Source organism: Blastococcus goldschmidtiae (assembly GCF_031845325.1).
In the GTDB taxonomy this organism is placed as follows: Bacteria; Actinomycetota; Actinomycetes; order Mycobacteriales; family Geodermatophilaceae; genus Blastococcus; species Blastococcus goldschmidtiae.
Window position 1 is genome coordinate 34136 of record NZ_JAVREI010000017.1, and the last position, 16780, is coordinate 50915.

A 16780-nucleotide genomic window follows, 5' to 3' on the forward strand; every position below is an offset into this window, starting at 1 on the left:
GCGGATGCACCCGGGTCAGAACGCCAGGGCCTGGGCCCGGCGGGTGACCTCGGTGTGCCGGTCGTCGCGCAGCGCCTGCACCGGCGTCCCGGGGAGCGTGTCGTCCTCGCGGAACAGCCACTCGAAGGCCTGCTCGTCGGTGAAGCCACCGTCCTGGAGGACGGTCAGCAGCCCCGGCAGGTGCTTGAGGATCACGCCGTCCTGGACGAAGGCGGCGGGGATCTTGCCGTTGCCGCTGCCGGGGACGGCCATCAGCTTCCGGTCACGCAGCAGCTGCCGGACCCGGTTCGGCGAGGTGCCCAGGAGCTGGGCGACCTCCGCGGGGGTGAACGTGTCCATAAGGTGCGAGCCTATGGCGCCTCCACGACCCGCTGACAGCCCGGTGCCGGGACAACGACGCCGCGCCGTCGGGGAGCCGACCTCCGAGGCCATGCCCTCCGAAAGCCTGGGCCCCGAGCCGCCCTTCCTCGACCTGGACCGGCTCGAGGACGCCGCGCGCGAGCTGCTGCCCGCGGACGTCTTCGACTACTACGCCGGCGGCGCGGAGACCGAGACGACGCTGCGCGAGGCACCTGACGCCTGGCGGTCGTGGCGGCTGCGCCCGCGCGTCCTGCGCGGGGTCACCTCCGTCCCGCTGGCGACCGAGGTGCTGGGCGCCCCGGTCAGCTCCCCCATCGGCGTCGCGCCGTGGGCCTACCAGGGCATGGCCCATCCCGACGGCGAGCTCGCCACCGCCCGCGGTGCGGCAGCCGCCGGCTCGCTGATGACCCTCTCGACCAGCGCCACGCACACCCTCGAGGAGGTCGCGACGGAGATCCCCGGCTCGCCCCGGTGGTTCCAGCTCTACCGGCTGCACTCGGGCCGGCACACCGACGACCTCGCCCGCCGAGCCGGGGACGCCGGCTACGCGGCGCTCGTGCTCACCGTCGACCTGCCGCTGCTCGGCCGCCGCCACCGCGACCTCCGGCACGACTTCGCCCTGCCGGCCGGCCTGCGGATGGCCAACCACCCGGCCGACGGGGACCGGCCCACGCTGCAGGACCTGGCGACGGCGACGTGGACCTTCGACGACATCGCCCGCTTCGGTGAGCTCTCCGGCCTGCCCGTGGTGGTCAAGGGCGTGCTCCGCGGCGACGACGCCGTCCGGTGCGTGCGGGCGGGCGCCTCGGCCGTCTGGGTGTCGACGCACGGCGGGCGGCAGGTCGACCCGGCCGTCCCCAGCGCGCACGCCCTCCCGGAGGTGGTCGAGGCGGTGGGCGAGGAGGTGGAGGTCTACGCCGACGGCGGCGTACGGACCGGCTCCGACGTGCTCACCGCCCTCGCCCTGGGCGCGCGGGCGGTCTTCGTCGCCCGGCCCACCATCTGGGGGCTGGCCACCGGCGGCGCCGACGGCGTGGCCGGTGTCCTCTCGGGCCTGGCCGAGGAGCTGGCGCACACCATGGCGCTGTGTGGCGTCGACGACGTCCGGTCGGTGCCCCGCGACACCGTCGTCCCCGCGCGATAACCTCGACCCGGGCCGTGACTGGCGCACAGAGGTGGGCAACCACCGGGGAGCGGTCCGCGAGATCCCTGCCGCGCGCCTGGGCGCCCCCTGTTGACGACGCCGGCCAGGAGACCCCCATGACCACCGTGCCTTCCACCCACGCCACCGCCTTCGACGCCGCCACGGCCTCGGACGCCTACCGCAGCGCGCTGTCGGTGATCGGTGCGGTCGAGCCGCGGGTCGCCGCCGCGATCAGCCAGGAGCTCACCGACCAGCGCGAGTCGCTCAAGCTCATCGCCAGCGAGAACTACGCCAGCCCCGCCGTGCTGCTGACCATGGGCAACTGGTTCAGCGACAAGTACGCCGAGGGCACCGTGGGGCACCGCTTCTACGCGGGCTGCCAGAACGTCGACACCGTCGAGTCCCTCGCCGCCGAGCACGCCCGCGAGCTGTTCGGCGCGCCCTACGCCTACGTCCAGCCGCACTCCGGCATCGACGCCAACCTGGTCGCCTTCTGGGCCGTGCTCGCCCAGCGGGTGGAGCTCCCGGCGCTCGAGCAGGCCGGCGTCCGGCACGTCAACGACCTCACCGACGCCGACTGGGCCACCCTGCGCCGCGCCCTGGGCGACCAGCGCATGCTCGGCATGTCCCTGGACGCCGGCGGGCACCTCACCCACGGCTTCCGCCCGAACATCAGCGGCAAGATGTTCGAGCAGTCCTCCTACGGCACCGACCCGGCCACCGAACTGCTCGACTACGACGCCGTCCGCGCCCGGGCCCGGGAGTTCAAGCCGCTGATCATGATGGCGGGCTACTCGGCCTACCCGCGCCGGGTGAACTTCGCGACGATGCGCGAGATCGCCGACGAGGTGGGCGCCACCTTCGTCGTCGACATGGCGCACTTCGCCGGCCTGGTGGCGGGCAAGGTGCTCACCGGCGACTTCGACCCGGTGCCGCACGCCCACGTCGTCACCAGCACCAGCCACAAGTCGCTGCGCGGCCCGCGGGGCGGGTTCGTGCTGGCCCAGCCCGAGTTCGCCGACGCCGTCGACCGCGGCTGCCCCATGGTGCTGGGCGGCCCGCTGCCGCACGTGATGGCCGCCAAGGCCGTCGCCTTCGCCGAGGCCCGTCAGCCCGCGTTCGCCGGCTACGCGCAGGCCGTCGCCGACAACGCGCAGAGCCTGGCCGAGGGGCTCACCGGCCGGGGCGCCCGGCTGGTCACCGGCGGCACCGACAACCACCTCGTGCTGCTCGACGTCACCGCCTTCGGGCTCACCGGGCGGCAGGCCGAGTCCGCGCTGCTGGACGCCGGCATCGTCACCAACCGCAACGCCATCCCGGCCGACCCGAACGGCGCCTGGTACACCTCCGGCGTCCGGCTGGGCACCCCGGCGCTGACCACGCGCGGGTTCGGCGCGGCCGAGTTCGACCGGACGGCGGAGCTGATCGTCGACGTCCTGCGCGGCGCCACCCCCACCGCCACGCGCGACGGCGGCGTCTCCAAGGCGAAGTACGTGCTGACCGACGGCCTCGCCGACCGGACGCGCGCGGCCACCGCCGAGCTGCTCAGCGCCCACCCGCTGTACCCGGGCCTCGACCTGGCCTGAGCCGTTGCCGGGATCGGGGACCCTGATCGTGACGCGTCCTCCCGCACGTCCCGCGGTGCGGGAGGACGCTCGATGATCAGGGTCCCCGATCCCCGCACCCCTCCCCCTGGGGCCGGTGTGACAGGAGATCCCGGCCCACCGGCCGACCTCCCGCGTGTGGGGCCCGGTCGACCGTCGGCGCTCCTACACTCGGTCGGGTGGACACCGTCGTGACCGACCCCGTGGTCGGCCTCGTTCTCGAGGGGCGCTACCGCCTCGAGGAACGGGTGGCCCGCGGCGGCATGTCCACCGTCTACTCGGCCACCGATCTGCGGCTGCACAAGACCGTCGCGGTCAAGGTCATGGCCGAGCACCTGGCCCACGACCCCACCTTCGTCGACCGGTTCACCCGCGAGGCGCGGGCCGCCGCGATGCTCAGCCACCCGAACGTCGTCGGCGTGAGCGACCAGGGCAGCGACCAGGGCCTGGTGTTCCTCGTCATGGAGCTGGTCCGCGGGCGCACGCTGCGCGACCTGCTCACCGCACGCGGCCGGCTGACCGTGGGCGAGGCGTTCGCCGTCCTGGAGCCGGTGCTGTCCGGGCTCACCGCCGCCCACCGGGCGGGCATCGTGCACCGGGACATCAAGCCGGAGAACGTGCTCATCGGCATCGACGGCGTGGTGAAGGTCGCCGACTTCGGGCTGGCGCGCGCCGTCGTCGGCAGCGGGCAGACCAGCCAGACCGGCGGCGTGCTCATCGGCACCGTGGCCTACCTCTCCCCCGAGCAGCTCGAGCGCGGCCGCGCCGATGCGCGCAGCGACATCTACGCCGCCGGCATCGTGCTCTACGAGATGCTCACCGGGCACCCGCCGTACGGCGGTGACACGCCTCTCGCGGTCGCCTACCAGCACGTGCACCACGACGTGCCCGCGCCGTCGGCCGAGGTGCCCGGACTGCCCTGGCTGGTCGACGAGCTGGTCGGCCGCGGCACCCGTCGCGACCCGGCCGGCCGGCCGATCGACGCCGGCGCCTTCCTCGCCGAGCTGCTCGCCGTCCGCAAGGACCTCGGCATCGAGGCGGTCCCGGTGCCCACCGGGCGCAGTACCGCCGGCCCCGGCACGCTCCGCCCCACCAACCGCCCGACCCGCCCGCGCCACCCCAGCGACCCGGGCACCGCCGTCCTCGGTGCCCAGCGCAGCGGCCGCACCAGCACCCTCCCGGGCATGGGCGCCGGCCCGACCACGGACGTCGGCGGACGCCGCCCCGGGGTGGACCGCGCGCGCCCCGGCGTGCCGCAGCACATCCGTCGCCGCCGTGCCCGCTTCGCCGTCGCCCTCGTGCTGCTCCTGGCCGTCACCATCGGCGCCGTCGGCTGGTGGCTGGGCAGCGGCCGGTGGACCGACGTGCCCGACCTGGTCGGCAAGTCCCGCGAAGCGGCCGTGGACCTGCTGCAGGAGGCAGGCCTCGACCCCGAGCCGGTGGTGGAGCAGTTCAGCGAAACCATCCCCGCCGGCACCGTGATCTCCATCGACCCTGCGGCCGGCGGCGAGGCCATCCGGGGCACCGACGTCGAGGTCGTGGTGTCCAAGGGGCAGGAGCGCTACGTCGTCGCGGCGGACCTCGTCAGCCGCCCGGCCGACGAGGTCGAGGCGGAGCTGCAGGAGAGCGTCCCGGTGCAGATCACCCGCACCGAGGTCTTCGACGACGAGGTGGCCGCCGGCCTGGTGACCGGCTTCGACCCGCCCGTGGGCACCCCGCTGCAGCGCGAGCAGGTGCTCACCATGCTGGTCAGCAAGGGGCACGCGCCGGAGGCGGTGCCGGACGTGACCGGCCAGACGCCCGAGCAGGCGACCGCCAACCTGCGGGCACTGGGCTTCGAGGTGTCGCGGGGCGAGGACGGCCGCAGCGCCGAGGTCGACAAGGGCGAGGTCATGGCCGTCACCCCGGCGCCGGGCAGGCAGGCGCCCTACCGGAGCACCGTGACGATCCAGGTCTCGGCCGGTGTCCCGCTGGTGGAGGTGCCCGACGTCGTGGGCATGAGCGAGGCCGAGGCGACCGCTGCACTGCAGGCAGTGGGCCTGCAGGCCGAGTCCACCCGGTTCTTCGGCGACCGCGTCTTCCGGCAGAGCGTGAAGCCCGGCGAGACCGTCGAGCAGGGCACCACGGTCACGATCCTCCTGACCTTCGGATAGGCCGCCCCCACAGTGAGCACCTCCCGGCGCGTGCCCCCGATCGGCGCGCACATCCAGATCAAGGGCGGCCTGGCCAAGGGCGGCCTCCCCTACACCGACGCCGTCGGCGCCGCCGCCGTGCAGGTGTTCGTCGGCAACCCCCGGGGCTGGAAGCTCACCCCGGGCGACCCGGCCCAGGACGCGCTGTTCACGGCCGGGTGCAGCGAGCGCGGGATCCCGTCGTTCATCCACACCCCGTTCCTCGTCAACGTCGGATCGCCCACCGCGGCGACCGTCGAGCAGTCCCTCGCCTCCATCGCGCACAACCTGCGGCGCGGTGCGCAGCTGGGCTGCCAGGGCGTCGTCGTGCACGCCGGCTCCGCCGTCGGGGAGGACCGCTACGAGCAGGCCCTGGGGCAGCTGCGCGAACGGCTGCTGCCGGTGCTCGAGGCGGCGGATCCGGACGGGCCGCGGCTGCTGATCGAGCCGACCGCCGGCGGCGGCAAGGCGCTGGCGGCCACCGTCGAGGAGCTCGGCCCGTACTTCGCCGCGCTCGAGAACCACCCGCTGGTCGGCGTCTGCTTCGACACCTGCCACATCTGGGCGGCCGGGCACGACCTGGTGGCGCCGGGCGGCATGACCGCGACCCTGGACCTGCTGGAGGCCACCGTGGGCCCGGGCCGGCTCGGGCTGGTGCACGCCAACGACTCCCTCGACGGGTGCGGGTCCAAGCGCGACCGGCACACCACGATCGGCGAGGGCTCGATCGGCGTCGCGCCGTTCGCGGAGCTGCTCGCCCACCCCTCGACGGCCGGCGTCCCCGTCGTCGTCGAGACGCCCAGCCTCAAGGACGGCGATCCGTGCGGTGGCCACGCCGCCGACATCAAACTGCTCAACTCCCTCATCCCGGACTGACGCGGGGTCCCCCGGCCCATGATCACTCCGCACTGAGGGCTGTCGCGCGTGCGGATGGGGCAGCCACCTGTGCGTGATGATCTTGCCTGTGGACGGCGCCTGAGTCCCTGGCCGCGGTCGACGATCGTTCTCGACCGTGGCACTTCCCCATGGCGACGTCTTCCGCGGCAGCGACGCCCTCCGGTGCGGCTCCATCACCCGGTCACAGCTGCGCGGATCGCGGTGGCGACGGCTTCGCCAGGATGTCCACTGCGACGCCCGCCTGCACATCACGCACGAGCTCATGACGCGGGCCGTCGCCCTTGCCGCACCGCGGAAGGCCGTGTTCGCCGGTGCAACGGCGGCGTCGTGGTGGAGCATGCGCGGCCCCCTCGCCGGCCCGGACGACCCCGTGGAACTGATCCTCCCGCCCGTGGTGCGGTGGAACCCCGGGCCAGGGGTCGTGGTCCGGCAGGCAGGCCTGTCGCACGACGTGGTGACCGACGGCCGCCTGCGGTACACCGACCGGACCCGGACGGCCCTCGACCTCATCCGCCGTGGCCCGCTGGACGACGCCGTCGTGCTCCTCGACCGCCTCGTCCACCACCGGGTGGCATTCCTCGGCGACGTGCGAGCGGCGGCCACCCGGCTCCCCCGCTGCCGAGGAAGCGCCCAGGCTCGGCAGGTGGCGGGGCTCGCCGATGGCTTGGCCCAGTCGCCTCCGGAGACCCGTCTGCGGTTGCTGATCCACCGGAGCTCGCTGCCGGTGCCCGTTGCCCAGCTCGAGATCCGGCACGACCGGCGCTTCGTGGCACGGGTCGACTTCGCGTTCCCGGAGCAGAAGCTGGCCGTCGAGTACGACGGCGCCTGGCACGGAGAACCGTCACAGCTCAGCAAGGACCGCGCCCGCATGAACCGCTTGATGGCCGCCGGGTGGCGGGTCCTCTTCGTCACCGCCGCGGACATGCGGGACCCCGGAGCGCTCCTCGCCCGGATAGCGGCTGCGCTGACCGCATGATCAGCACGCACACGAGGCTGCCCGCGTCGTCGTTCCGACCACCACCAGCACGTGGTGATCACGCATCAGCGGGTCAGCGGGTCAGCGGTCGAGGAGCTCCGTCAGGACGTCGGCGGCGCGGTCGATGCCCGCGCGGTCGACGTCCAGGTGCGTGACCAGGCGGAGCTTGCGGGCGCTGACCTGCGAGACGAGCACATCCTGGGCCTTGGCCGCCTCGGCGACGACCGGTGCGTTGACGTCGTCCAGCACGACCATGTTGGTCTCCACCGACGCGGGGTCCACGCCCATGCGCTTGCCGAGGAGCTGCGCGTGCTCGTGGTCCTCGTGCAGCCGCGGCAGGTGGTGGTCCAGCGCGTACAGGCACGCCGCGGCCAGCACACCGACCTGGCGCATCCCGCCGCCCAGCCGCTTGCGCCAGAGCCGGCCGGTCGCGATCCGCTCCGCCGAGCCGAGCAGCACCGAGCCGACCGGCGTCCCCAGGCCCTTGGAGAAGCAGACCGATGCGGTGTCGGCCAGCCGGCCGTAGGTCGCCAGGTCGACGCCGGAGGCGACGGAGGCGTTCCAGATGCGCGCGCCGTCCAGGTGCACGGCGACGCCGGCCTGCCGGGACCAGTTCCACAGCGCCTGCAGCTGGTCGAGCGGCTGGACCAGCCCGCCGCCGCGGTTGTGGGTGTTCTCCACCGCGATCGCCGCGGTGGCCGTCAGGTGCCAGTTGTCCCGGGGCCGGACCTGCTCGATGAGCTGAGCGGCGTCCAGCCGACCCCCGTCCGAGACGACGGTGCGCGTCGAGATCCCGAAGATCGCCGCCGCAGCACCCATCTCGTAGGTGACCACGTGCGCGTCGGCGTCGCAGAGCACCTCCTGGCCCGGCTCGCAGACCAGGCGCATGCCGATCTGGTTGCCCATCGTCCCGCTCGGCACGAACAGCGCCGCCTCGGCGCCGAACAGGTCCGCGACGCGCTCCTCGAGCGCGGTCGTCGTCGGGTCCTCGGCGTAGACGTCGTCCCCGACCTCCGCCTCGGCCATGGCCCGCCGCATCCCGGCGGTCGGCTTGGTGACCGTGTCGGAACGGAGGTCGACGACCTCGGCAGGGGGCGGTGGGGTGGGCATCATCAACCCCGCAGCATCTCCGCGACCAGGAACGCCAGCTCCAGCGACTGCCCGGTGTTCAGCCGCGGGTCGCAGGCGGTCTCGTACCGGCTGTTGAGGTCCGCGTCGCTGATCTCCATGGCCCCGCCGAGGCACTCGGTGACGTCCTCGCCGGTCAGCTCCACGTGGATGCCGCCGGGCCAGGTGCCCAGCCCGCGGTGCACGTCGAAGAAGCCGAGCACCTCGTCGACGACGCGGTCGAAGTGGCGGGTCTTGTAGCCGCTGGGCGACTCGTGGGTGTTGCCGTGCATCGGGTCGCACTGCCACACGACCTCGTGCCCGCTGGCGGTGACCTTCTCCACGATGGCCGGCAGCACGTCGCGGATCTTGCCGTTGCCCATCCGGCTGATCAGCGTCAGCCGGCCGGGCACGCCGTCGGGGTCGAGCCGCTCGACGAGCTCGGTCGCCTGCTCCGGCGTCGTCGTCGGACCGATCTTGACCCCGATCGGGTTGGCCAGCTTCGACACGAACTCGATGTGCGCGCCGTCCATCTGCCGGGTGCGCTCCCCCACCCACACGAAGTGGGCGGAGAGCGCGTACGGGCGGCCCTCGTGCATGCGCAGCAGCGCCCGCTCGTAGTCGAGGATCAGCGCTTCGTGGGAGTTGTACAGCTCGACGGCGCGCAGGGCCTCGGAGTCGACGCCGCAGGCCTTCATGAACGCCAGCGCCCGGTCGATCTCGCGGGCGATGACCTCGTACCGCACCCCGGCCGGCGAGCTGGCGACGAAGTCCTGGTTCCAGTTGTGCACGGCGTGCAGGTCGGCCAGGCCGCCCTTGGCGTAGGCGCGGATCATGTTCATCGCCGCCGCGGAGTTCGCGTAGGCCCGCACCAGCCGGTACGGGTCGGGGATGCGCTTCTCCAGCACCGGCTCGAGGTCGTTGACCATGTCGCCGCGGTAGGAGGGCAGCCCGAGCGCGTCGGTGTCCGACGAGCGCGGCTTGGCGTACTGACCGGCCACCCGGCCGACCTTCACCACCGGGACGCTGGCCCCGTAGGTGAGGACGACGGCCATCTGCAGCAGCGTCCGCGTGGTGGCCTGCAGGTGCGGCTCGGTGTTGAGGTCGAAGGTCTCCGCGCAGTCGCCGCCCTGGAGCAGGAACGCCTTGCCGCGGGCCACGTCGGCGAGCTGGGCGCGCAGGGCGTCCACCTCACTCGGCGCGACGATCGGCGGCACGGTCGACAGGGTGCCGAGCACCGCGTCGAGCGCCGGGCGGTCGGGCCACGCCGGCTGCTGGGCGGCGGGCAGCTCCCGCCACCGGTCGAGACCGGGTACCTGCTCGGCGCTGACGGGGGAACTCACGCCTCTGAGGGTACGGCGCTCGCCCGATCCGCCCGAGAGAGACGCCTCACCCGAAGAACACCTCGGCTTCGGCGTAGCGCTCCGGGGGCACGAGCTTGAGCTGGGCGGTGGCCTCGCTCAGCCGCACGCGGACGATGTCGGTGCCCCGCAGCGCCACCATGATCCCCGACTGCCCGTCGTGTGCGGCGTCGATCGCCGCCAGCCCGAAGCGGGTGGCCAGCACGCGGTCGAAGGGCGACGGCGTGCCGCCGCGCTGTACGTGCCCCAGCACGACCGCCCGCGCCTCGCGGCCGGTGCGCTCCTCCAGGACCGCGGCCAGCGCCGCCCCGATCCCGCCGAGGCGGACGTGGCCGAACGCGTCCTTCTCCCCCGCGGCGAGCATCAGGCCGCCGTCCTTCGGGGCCGCCCCCTCGGAGACGACGACGATCGGCGAGAACCCCGACTCGAACCGCGAGACGCAGTGGGCGACGACGGCGTCGACGTCGAAGGGCTTCTCCGGGATGAGGACGACGTTGGCGCCACCGGCCATGCCCGCGTGCAGGGCGATCCAGCCGGCATGCCGCCCCATCACCTCGACCACCAGCGTGCGGTGGTGGCTGTCGCCGGTGGTGTGCAGCCGGTCGATCGCCTCCATGGCGACCCCCACGGCGGTGTCGAAGCCGAAGGTGTAGTCGGTGGCGTCGAGGTCGTTGTCGATCGTCTTCGGCACACCGACGACGGCCACGCCCGCCTCGGCCAGCCGGGTGGCGACCCCGAGCGTGTCCTCGCCGCCGATGGGGATCAGCGCGTCGATGCCCAGCCGGTCGAGCGTGGCCAGCACGCGTTCGGGCCCGCCCTCCACCGCGTAGGGGTTGGTGCGCGAGGTGCCCAGCACCGTGCCGCCACGCGGGAGGATCCCGCGCACGGCGGCGAGGTCGAGCGGCACCGTGTCGCCCTCGAGCACCCCGCGCCAGCCGTCCCGGAAGCCGACGATCTCGTCGCCGTGCCGGCCGATGCCCTTGCGGACCACCGCCCGGATGACCGCGTTGAGGCCGGGGCAGTCGCCGCCCCCGGTCAGGATGCCGATGCGCACGCGTACCTCCGGGAAGCAGTCGGCCCGCTAGGGGGTTGTCGCCGGTCATGATGCCGCAGGGAGAGCCCGCGAAGGACCGCACGCGCACGATCGCGGTGACCGGCGCGACCGGAGCGGTGGGCGGTCGCGTGGCGGCCCGGCTCTCCGCGGCCGGAGCGACCCTGCGGCTGGTGGTCCGCGATCCCTCGCGTGCGCCGCGGCTACCCGGCGCCGACGTCGTCGCGGTCCCTGGTGGCTATGCCGACGGCGCCGGGTTGCGGACGGCGCTGACCGGCGTCGACACCCTGTACCTCGTGTCGGCGGCCGAGGCCGAGGACCGGTTGCAGCAGCACCTCACCGCCGTGGAGGCCGCCGCCGCGGGGGTGCGGCGCATCGTCTACACCTCGTTCGTCGGCGCCGACCGGCCGGAGCCGACGTTCACGCTGGTGCGCCACCACAGCGCCACCGAGGAGGCCATCCGCGCCACGGGGGTCCGGCACACGATCCTGCGGCACAGCATGTACGCCGACTTCGTCCCCTTCTTCGCCGTGACCGAGGGCGACCGCGCGGTGATCGCCGCACCTGCCGGGGAGGGCCGGACCGGATTCGTGTCCCGCGACGACCTGGCCGACGTCGGCACCGCGGTCCTGCTGCGCGACGACCACGAGCTGGACGGCGAGGCGCTCGAGGTCACCGGTCCCGAGGCGCTCACCCTGGCCGAGGCCGCGGCGGTGCTGGCCGAGGTGACCGGCCGGCCCGCGGAGTACCGCCGGCAGACCGAGTCGCAGGCCTGGGAGACCCGCCGGCCCTCCGGTCACCCCGACTGGGAGATCGAGGGGTGGGTGAGCAGCTACCTGGCCATCGCCGCCGGTGAGCTGGCGACCGTCACCGACGTCGTCCTCCGGCTGACCGGCCACCCGGCGCGCACGGTCGCCGAGCAGCTGCGCGCGCACCCCGACGACTGGGCGCACCTGCGGGGCTGAGCGTCAGCCGGTGGCCATCGACCAGGTCGTGGGGCCGTCGGGGCCGAGCTCCACCTCGGCGCGGACCGAGAAGCCGTGCGCCTCGTAGAAGGGCACGTTGGCCGGGTTCATCGTGTCCAGGCAGGCGACCAGACCGGCGGCCCGCACCGCGGCCAGCCCCCGGTCCAGGAGCTCGCCGCCGATGCCCTGCCGGGCGGCGTCCGGGGAGACGCCGAGCAGGTGCAGGTACGCGTGCGGCTCCGGCGGCCGGAACGCAGCGAGCGTGCCCATCGCCACGCCGACCTCCTGCGCCCGCGCGGGTCCCATGAACGCCGCGAGCAGCCCGCCCATCGAGGGCAGCTCCTCCGGCCCGGCCCCGCCGTCCGCACCGGGCCCCGGCCACCGCCACATGGCCACCGCCACCGGCCCGGTGCGCGACGCGACGTCGACCCGCCCGTCGGCGAGGTAGTGCTCGGCCAGCAGCCCGAACATCGCGGCGCACGCGTGCGGCCGGACCTCGGCGTCCGGGAAGAACCACACCATCAGCGGGTCGTCCGCGAAGGCGCGGGCCAGCACGGTGCGCGCCTGGACGGCGCTGATCTCTGCCACGACGTGCAGCGTTCCGGATGTCCCTCCGGCGCACCACTGCGGCGGGCGCCGACCGCACCCGCCATCGCGAGACCGGGAGGTCACGGCTCGGTCAGAGGGCACCGCGGCGCGCGGGGCCGTCCATCCCCCGCCTGGCGGAGACCCGGTTGTAGACGACCAGGACGAGCACGGCGCCCAGGACCGACCCGATGATCCCGGCGGGGCTGAAGCCGCGGTCACGGAAGCCGCCGAAGAGCAGCCCCAGGACGAGTCCGCCGACCACGGAGCCACTCACGCCGAGGAGCAGTGTCCCCGCAAGACTCATGGGGTCCTTGCCGGGCACCAGTGCCCGGGCCAGGAAACCGGCGACGAGACCGACGACGAGCAGCCAGATCAGTGAGAGCACGCGAACCTCCGAGAGAACGGTCGACGGGACGTCCGGAGACATGTCCTCGCAGGCGGGCGGGCAGCCGGAAGGGAACGGGCAGGATTCCGGGCGCCGGTGCTGCCGGGCCCCGGCCAAGGTGGAGCGTGCAGGGGGCCGCTCAGCCGCCGGCCGCCACCCGGGCCGGCTCACGAGGACAGGCGGAGCGGGACGTCCAGGTGCCGCAGGAGGCGCGTGACGGCCGGCGAGGCGGCGACGACCACCACGTCGGGCCCGAGCACCGGCTCCAGCCCGTGGGTGTCGGCAAAGGGCACCCGTCCCAGGTCCACCTCGATCGGTCCGGAGGAACTCGCCCGGACGTGCGCGAGAAGGGCCTCGAGGAGGTCCTTCCCGGCGAGGTCCAGCTCACCGGACACGACCACGAGCGGTTGCGATCCGATCCGGTGGATCTCCAGCGCCAATCCCCCACTCCCACCGGACGCCGCGGAGTGCGCCGGCAGCGGGGCGCCGGCTCGGAGGCGATGCGGCCGAAGGGCGATCCGTGTCATCCCCCGACGCCAGGTGGGGGACGGGGCGCCACGGCAGGTGCCGGCACGGACGACTGTCCGACCCCTTTCCTGCCGGGTCCCGGCAGCGGCGCCGGCCGGTCGGCCGGCGCCCGGTGCGGACCCGTCGGCCGGCCTCAGCCCCGTGCCGCCTCCATGGCCCGCCAGCGCGCCAGGTTGTAGCGGGCGTCGACCAGCGCGTCGTGCGTTCCCTCCGGCTTGGGCGGCAGCGGCGGCTGCCCGCCGTCGTCCCAGCGCTGGCGGAGCTCGCGGGTGAACCGCGGGATGGACCGCGGCAGGGCGGGCATCGCGCCCCACAGCTGGGCCAGCGCGACGTGGTCGTAGGCGGCGAACCACGCCCAGAGCTCGATCTCCTCGCCCGGGCCGGTGAGAAAAGCCAGCAGATCCTCGCGGATGCGCTCGCGGCTGCGCCACGCCCTGTCCGCCGGAGGGGGCAGCTGGTCGAGCACGTTGCGCCGCACCCACGGGATGGCCTTGCGCTCGTCGAACTGGGTGCTGACGGCGTAGAACTCCCGCCCCGTCTCGTCGACCACCCCGATGGAGACGAGGTCGATGGTGGTGCCGTCCTCGATGAACTCGGTGTCGTAGAAGAAGCGCCGCACGCTCATGCGCCGGTCACCGTGTCGCCGTCGTGCGGCGGGGCCGGCTCGTTCCAGCTGTCGCGCACGGCCACCGCCTCCACCTCGACGAGCTGGTCGGGATGGCCGAGCACGGTCACGCCGACCAGGGTGCTGGGCGCGTCGTGGTCGCCGAGGGCCTCCCGCACCACCTGCCAGGCAGCGAGGAGGTCGTCGCGCTCGGTGGTCGCCACGTACACCGTCGTCTTCAGGACGTCGGGGAGCCCCGCACCGGCGGCCTCCAGCGCCGTCGTCAGGTTGGTCATCACCTGCCGTGCCTGGCCGGCGACGTCGCCCACGGCCACCGTGGCACCGTCGGCGTCCAGGGGGCAGGCGCCGGCGGTGAAGACCATGCGGCCGGGGTCGGTGACGGCGGCGTACGCGTACGGCGCCGTGGGGCTCAGCGTCGGCGGGCGGACGAGCTCGATGCCTGTGGTCACGGCGTCGATCATGGGTCACCGGCGGGGCGGTGTCGTCCGGAGCGGTGTGCCCGGCCCCCGGCTCAGGCGTTAGGTTCGCCGCCATGCCGGTCTTGGCCATCGATGCAGGAACCACCGGGGTGACGGCGCTGGTCGTCGGCGAGGACGGCGACGTCCTCTCCCGCGGCTACCGCGAGTTCGCCCAGCTCTTCCCCCGCCCGGGATGGGTCGAGCACGAACCCGACGACATCTGGACGGCGACGGTCGCAGCCTGCCGCGAGGCGCTGGCCGGCACCGAGGACTCACCGACCTGCATCGGGATCACCGACCAGCGGGAGACCGCCGTCGTCTGGGAGCGGCGCACGTTGCACTCCCCCCGCCCGGCGATCGTCTGGCAGGACCGCCGCACCACCGGCATCTGCGACCGGCTGCGGGGCGACGAGGAACGCGTCTCCCGGCTGACGGGCTTGCGCCTGGACCCGTACTTCACCGGCACCAAGTACGCCTGGCTCGCCGAGCACGAGCCCCGGCTCTGGTCCGACGTGCGCGGCGGCGCGCTGGCGCTGGGCACGGTCGACTCCTACCTGATCGCCCGCCTCACCGGCGGCGCCGCGCACGTCACCGACCCCAGCAACGCCAGCCGCACGCTGCTGTTCGACCTGGAGAAGGGCGCCTGGTCCGACGAGCTGTGCGAGCTGTTCGACGTCCCCCGGTCGGCGCTGCCCGAGCTGGTCCCCAACTCCGGCGTCGTCGGCACCACCGACCCCGACTCCTTCCTGGGGCTGTCCCTGCCGATCGCCGGCATGGCCGGTGACCAGCAGGCGGCGCTGTTCGGGCAGGCGTGCTTCTCCCCCGGCATGAGCAAGTGCACCTACGGCACCGGCTCGTTCGTCCTCACCAACACCGGCTCGACGCCGGTGCGCTCGGACGCCGGCCTGCTGACGACCGTGGCCTGGGACCTCGGGCAGGGTCTGGTCTACGCGCTCGAGGGCGCCATCTTCGTGACCGGTGCCGCGGTGCAGTGGCTGCGCGACGGGCTCGGGCTCATCGACTCCGCGGCCGAGATCGAGGGGCTGGCGCGCACCGTGCCCGACTCCGGCGACGTCGTCTTCGTGCCCGCGCTGACCGGCATGGGCGCGCCGCACTGGGACCCGCACGCCCGCGGCGCGATCCTCGGCATCACCCGCGGGACCACCCGGGCGCACATCGCACGGGCCACGCTCGAGGCGCTCGCCTTCGAGGTGCGCGACGTCGTCGACGTGATGGTCGACGAGGCCGGCCTCTCGGTGCCGGAGCTCTCGGCCGACGGCGGCGCCAGCGCCAACGACCTGCTGCTGCAGCTGCAGGCCGACCAGCTCGGCGTGCCGGTGCGTCGTCCGAAGATCACCGAGACGACGGCGCTGGGCGCGGCGTTCCTCGCCGGGCTCGGCACCGGGGTGTGGGGCTCCACCGACGAGCTGGCGCAGACCTGGGCGCTGGACCGCCGGTTCGAACCGACCCACGGCCTCCGGGACGACGGCCGGCACGACCGCTGGAAGGACGCCGTCGGCCGCGCCGGCTCCTGGACCAGCTGAAAGCGGACCTCCCCGGCGGGGCCCTGCAGGGAGGCCGGAACGGCTATGCGCGGCGGTCGCCGACGGAGTTCGTGCCGAACTCGCGGCCGTCCAGCGCGGCGATGTCCTGCTCGAGCTGCGGCACCTGCGTGGCCGCGGCCCTCATGACGATCTTCTCCGCGATCGTGCCCGTGACGAACTGACGGAGCGCCGCGACCGTGCCGACCGAGCGCGGCACGAACACCCGGCGGCCCCGGGTCTCGAGGTTCTCCACCAGCGCCGCAGCAGCCGCCTCGACCGAGGTGAACGCGCCCAGCGGCCCGGGCAGCTGCGCGCGGACGGCCTTGAAGGTGGGCAGCGCGGCCTCGGTGTCGCGCACCATGTCGGTGTCGATCCAGGTCGGGTGCGCACTGCCGACGGTCACCCCGCGGTGCGCCACCTCCAGCCGCAGCACGTCCCCGAAGCGCTCGACGCCGGCCTTGGACGCGCAGTAGGCGCTCATGCCCGGCAGCACCGTGAAGGCCGCGGCGGAGCTGACCAGCAGCACGTGCCCCTTGCGCTTCGCGATCTCCGGCAGCGCCGCGTGCGCGGTCAGCATCGTGCCGGTCAGGTTGACCTCGATCGTTCGGGCCAGCGCGTGGGCCGACGACTTCATCACCGTGGTCAGGGGCGCGATGCCCGCGTTGGCGACCACGACGTCCAGCCCGCCGAAGGTGTCCACCGTCCGCTGCACGGCTGCCTTCAGCGCCTCGGGGTCGGTGACGTCGGCCTCCACCCACAGGTGCTCCGGCCCGAGCTCGTCCGCGACGCGGGCCAGCTCGTCCGGCTCGAGGCCGACCAGTGCGACGCGGGCGCCGCGTCCGGCGGCCTTGCGCGCGAGGGCGGCGCCGATGCCGCGCGCCGCGCCGGTGATCAGCACCGACTTCCCGGTCAGGGACGTGCGGCTGCGCTGCGTGCGGAAGGCCATCGTCGGCTCCTCGGGATCCGGGCGCTCGTGTTGAGCACTGCTCAGTAGTCGTTGTAACTTGTTGAGCGTT

The 16780-nt window shown here is 74.1% G+C and carries 17 protein-coding genes and 1 riboswitch; of the genes, 7 read left to right on the forward strand and 10 right to left on the reverse strand.

Going from position 1 to position 16780, the window contains the following annotated elements:
• Positions 1-15: 15 nt before the first annotated feature.
• Positions 16-339, reverse strand: a complete 324-nt coding sequence (locus RM425_RS18410) for an Rv2175c family DNA-binding protein (protein ID WP_311346677.1) — start codon at positions 337-339, stop codon at positions 16-18.
• 91 nt (positions 340-430) lie between these two features.
• On the opposite strand from RM425_RS18410, the gene RM425_RS18415 reads away from it, so the two are divergent.
• The 5 genes from RM425_RS18415 to RM425_RS18435 all read left to right on the forward strand — a co-directional run bounded on the left by RM425_RS18415 (position 431) and on the right by RM425_RS18435 (position 7152).
• Positions 431-1504 carry an alpha-hydroxy acid oxidase gene (locus tag RM425_RS18415; RefSeq protein WP_311346678.1) on the forward strand — a complete coding sequence of 358 codons (1074 nt, stop codon included), beginning with the start codon at positions 431-433 and terminating at the stop codon, positions 1502-1504.
• Positions 1505-1508: 4 nt separating this feature from the next.
• Positions 1509-1593: riboswitch (ZMP/ZTP riboswitch) on the forward strand.
• Positions 1594-1620: 27 nt separating this feature from the next.
• On the forward strand, positions 1621-3090 hold the full coding sequence (locus RM425_RS18420; protein WP_311346679.1) for a glycine hydroxymethyltransferase: 1470 nt from the start codon (positions 1621-1623) through the stop codon (positions 3088-3090).
• A 197-nt stretch (positions 3091-3287) separates the two neighbouring features.
• On the forward strand, positions 3288-5261 hold the full coding sequence (gene pknB / locus RM425_RS18425) for a Stk1 family PASTA domain-containing Ser/Thr kinase (protein ID WP_311346680.1): 1974 nt from the start codon (positions 3288-3290) through the stop codon (positions 5259-5261).
• A 12-nt stretch (positions 5262-5273) separates the two neighbouring features.
• The gene (locus RM425_RS18430) at positions 5274-6155 is read left to right on the forward strand and encodes a deoxyribonuclease IV (RefSeq protein WP_311346681.1); all 882 of its coding nucleotides are present in this window, start codon (positions 5274-5276) and stop codon (positions 6153-6155) included.
• A gap of 136 nt (positions 6156-6291) precedes the next feature.
• Complete coding sequence (locus tag RM425_RS18435) at positions 6292-7152, forward strand: endonuclease domain-containing protein (protein WP_311346682.1); 861 nt, start codon at positions 6292-6294, stop codon at positions 7150-7152.
• Between the two features lie 81 nt (positions 7153-7233).
• On the opposite strand, the gene RM425_RS18440 is transcribed toward RM425_RS18435, so the two are convergent.
• Genes RM425_RS18440 through RM425_RS18450 form a run of 3 tightly spaced genes read right to left on the reverse strand, consistent with a single transcriptional unit; the run spans position 7234 to position 10674 of the window.
• Positions 7234-8265: a threonine aldolase family protein gene (locus RM425_RS18440; protein ID WP_311346731.1), complete on the reverse strand. Its 1032-nt coding sequence runs from the start codon at positions 8263-8265 to the stop codon at positions 7234-7236.
• Positions 8265-9602 (reverse strand): class II 3-deoxy-7-phosphoheptulonate synthase, encoded by a 1338-nt coding sequence (locus RM425_RS18445; protein WP_311346683.1) that lies wholly within the window; start codon positions 9600-9602, stop codon positions 8265-8267. The genes RM425_RS18440 and RM425_RS18445 overlap by 1 nt, the downstream gene beginning before the upstream one ends.
• Positions 9603-9648: 46 nt before the next feature.
• Positions 9649-10674 carry a 6-phosphofructokinase gene (locus tag RM425_RS18450; RefSeq protein ID WP_311346684.1) on the reverse strand — a complete coding sequence of 342 codons (1026 nt, stop codon included), beginning with the start codon at positions 10672-10674 and terminating at the stop codon, positions 9649-9651.
• 47 nt (positions 10675-10721) lie between these two features.
• Here RM425_RS18450 and RM425_RS18455 point away from each other — a divergent pair, with 47 nt between their 5' ends.
• Positions 10722-11636, forward strand: a complete 915-nt coding sequence (locus tag RM425_RS18455; RefSeq protein WP_311346685.1) for an NmrA family NAD(P)-binding protein — start codon at positions 10722-10724, stop codon at positions 11634-11636.
• A 3-nt stretch (positions 11637-11639) separates the two neighbouring features.
• On the opposite strand, the gene RM425_RS18460 is transcribed toward RM425_RS18455, so the two are convergent.
• From RM425_RS18460 to RM425_RS18480, 5 genes are all read right to left on the reverse strand, one after another.
• Complete coding sequence (locus tag RM425_RS18460) at positions 11640-12224, reverse strand: GNAT family N-acetyltransferase (protein ID WP_311346686.1); 585 nt, start codon at positions 12222-12224, stop codon at positions 11640-11642.
• Positions 12225-12315: 91 nt separating this feature from the next.
• Positions 12316-12609, reverse strand: a complete 294-nt coding sequence (locus RM425_RS18465) for a GlsB/YeaQ/YmgE family stress response membrane protein (protein ID WP_311346687.1) — start codon at positions 12607-12609, stop codon at positions 12316-12318.
• A gap of 167 nt (positions 12610-12776) precedes the next feature.
• Positions 12777-13049 (reverse strand): hypothetical protein, encoded by a 273-nt coding sequence (locus tag RM425_RS18470; RefSeq protein WP_311346688.1) that lies wholly within the window; start codon positions 13047-13049, stop codon positions 12777-12779.
• A 221-nt stretch (positions 13050-13270) separates the two neighbouring features.
• A complete protein-coding gene (locus tag RM425_RS18475) occupies positions 13271-13762 on the reverse strand; it encodes a polyadenylate-specific 3'-exoribonuclease AS (RefSeq protein ID WP_396137069.1) in 492 nt (163 codons plus the stop codon).
• On the reverse strand, positions 13759-14211 hold the full coding sequence (locus tag RM425_RS18480; protein ID WP_311346689.1) for a RidA family protein: 453 nt from the start codon (positions 14209-14211) through the stop codon (positions 13759-13761). Before RM425_RS18480 ends, RM425_RS18475 begins: the two co-directional genes overlap by 4 nt.
• An 83-nt stretch (positions 14212-14294) precedes the next feature.
• On the opposite strand from RM425_RS18480, the gene glpK reads away from it, so the two are divergent.
• Entirely contained in the window at positions 14295-15764 is a 1470-nt protein-coding gene (glpK, locus tag RM425_RS18485) for a glycerol kinase GlpK (protein WP_311346690.1), read from the forward strand.
• A 43-nt stretch (positions 15765-15807) separates the two neighbouring features.
• Here glpK and RM425_RS18490 read toward each other — a convergent pair whose 3' ends face one another.
• Positions 15808-16710 carry an SDR family oxidoreductase gene (locus RM425_RS18490; RefSeq protein WP_311346691.1) on the reverse strand — a complete coding sequence of 301 codons (903 nt, stop codon included), beginning with the start codon at positions 16708-16710 and terminating at the stop codon, positions 15808-15810.
• Positions 16711-16780: the final 70 nt, after the last annotated feature.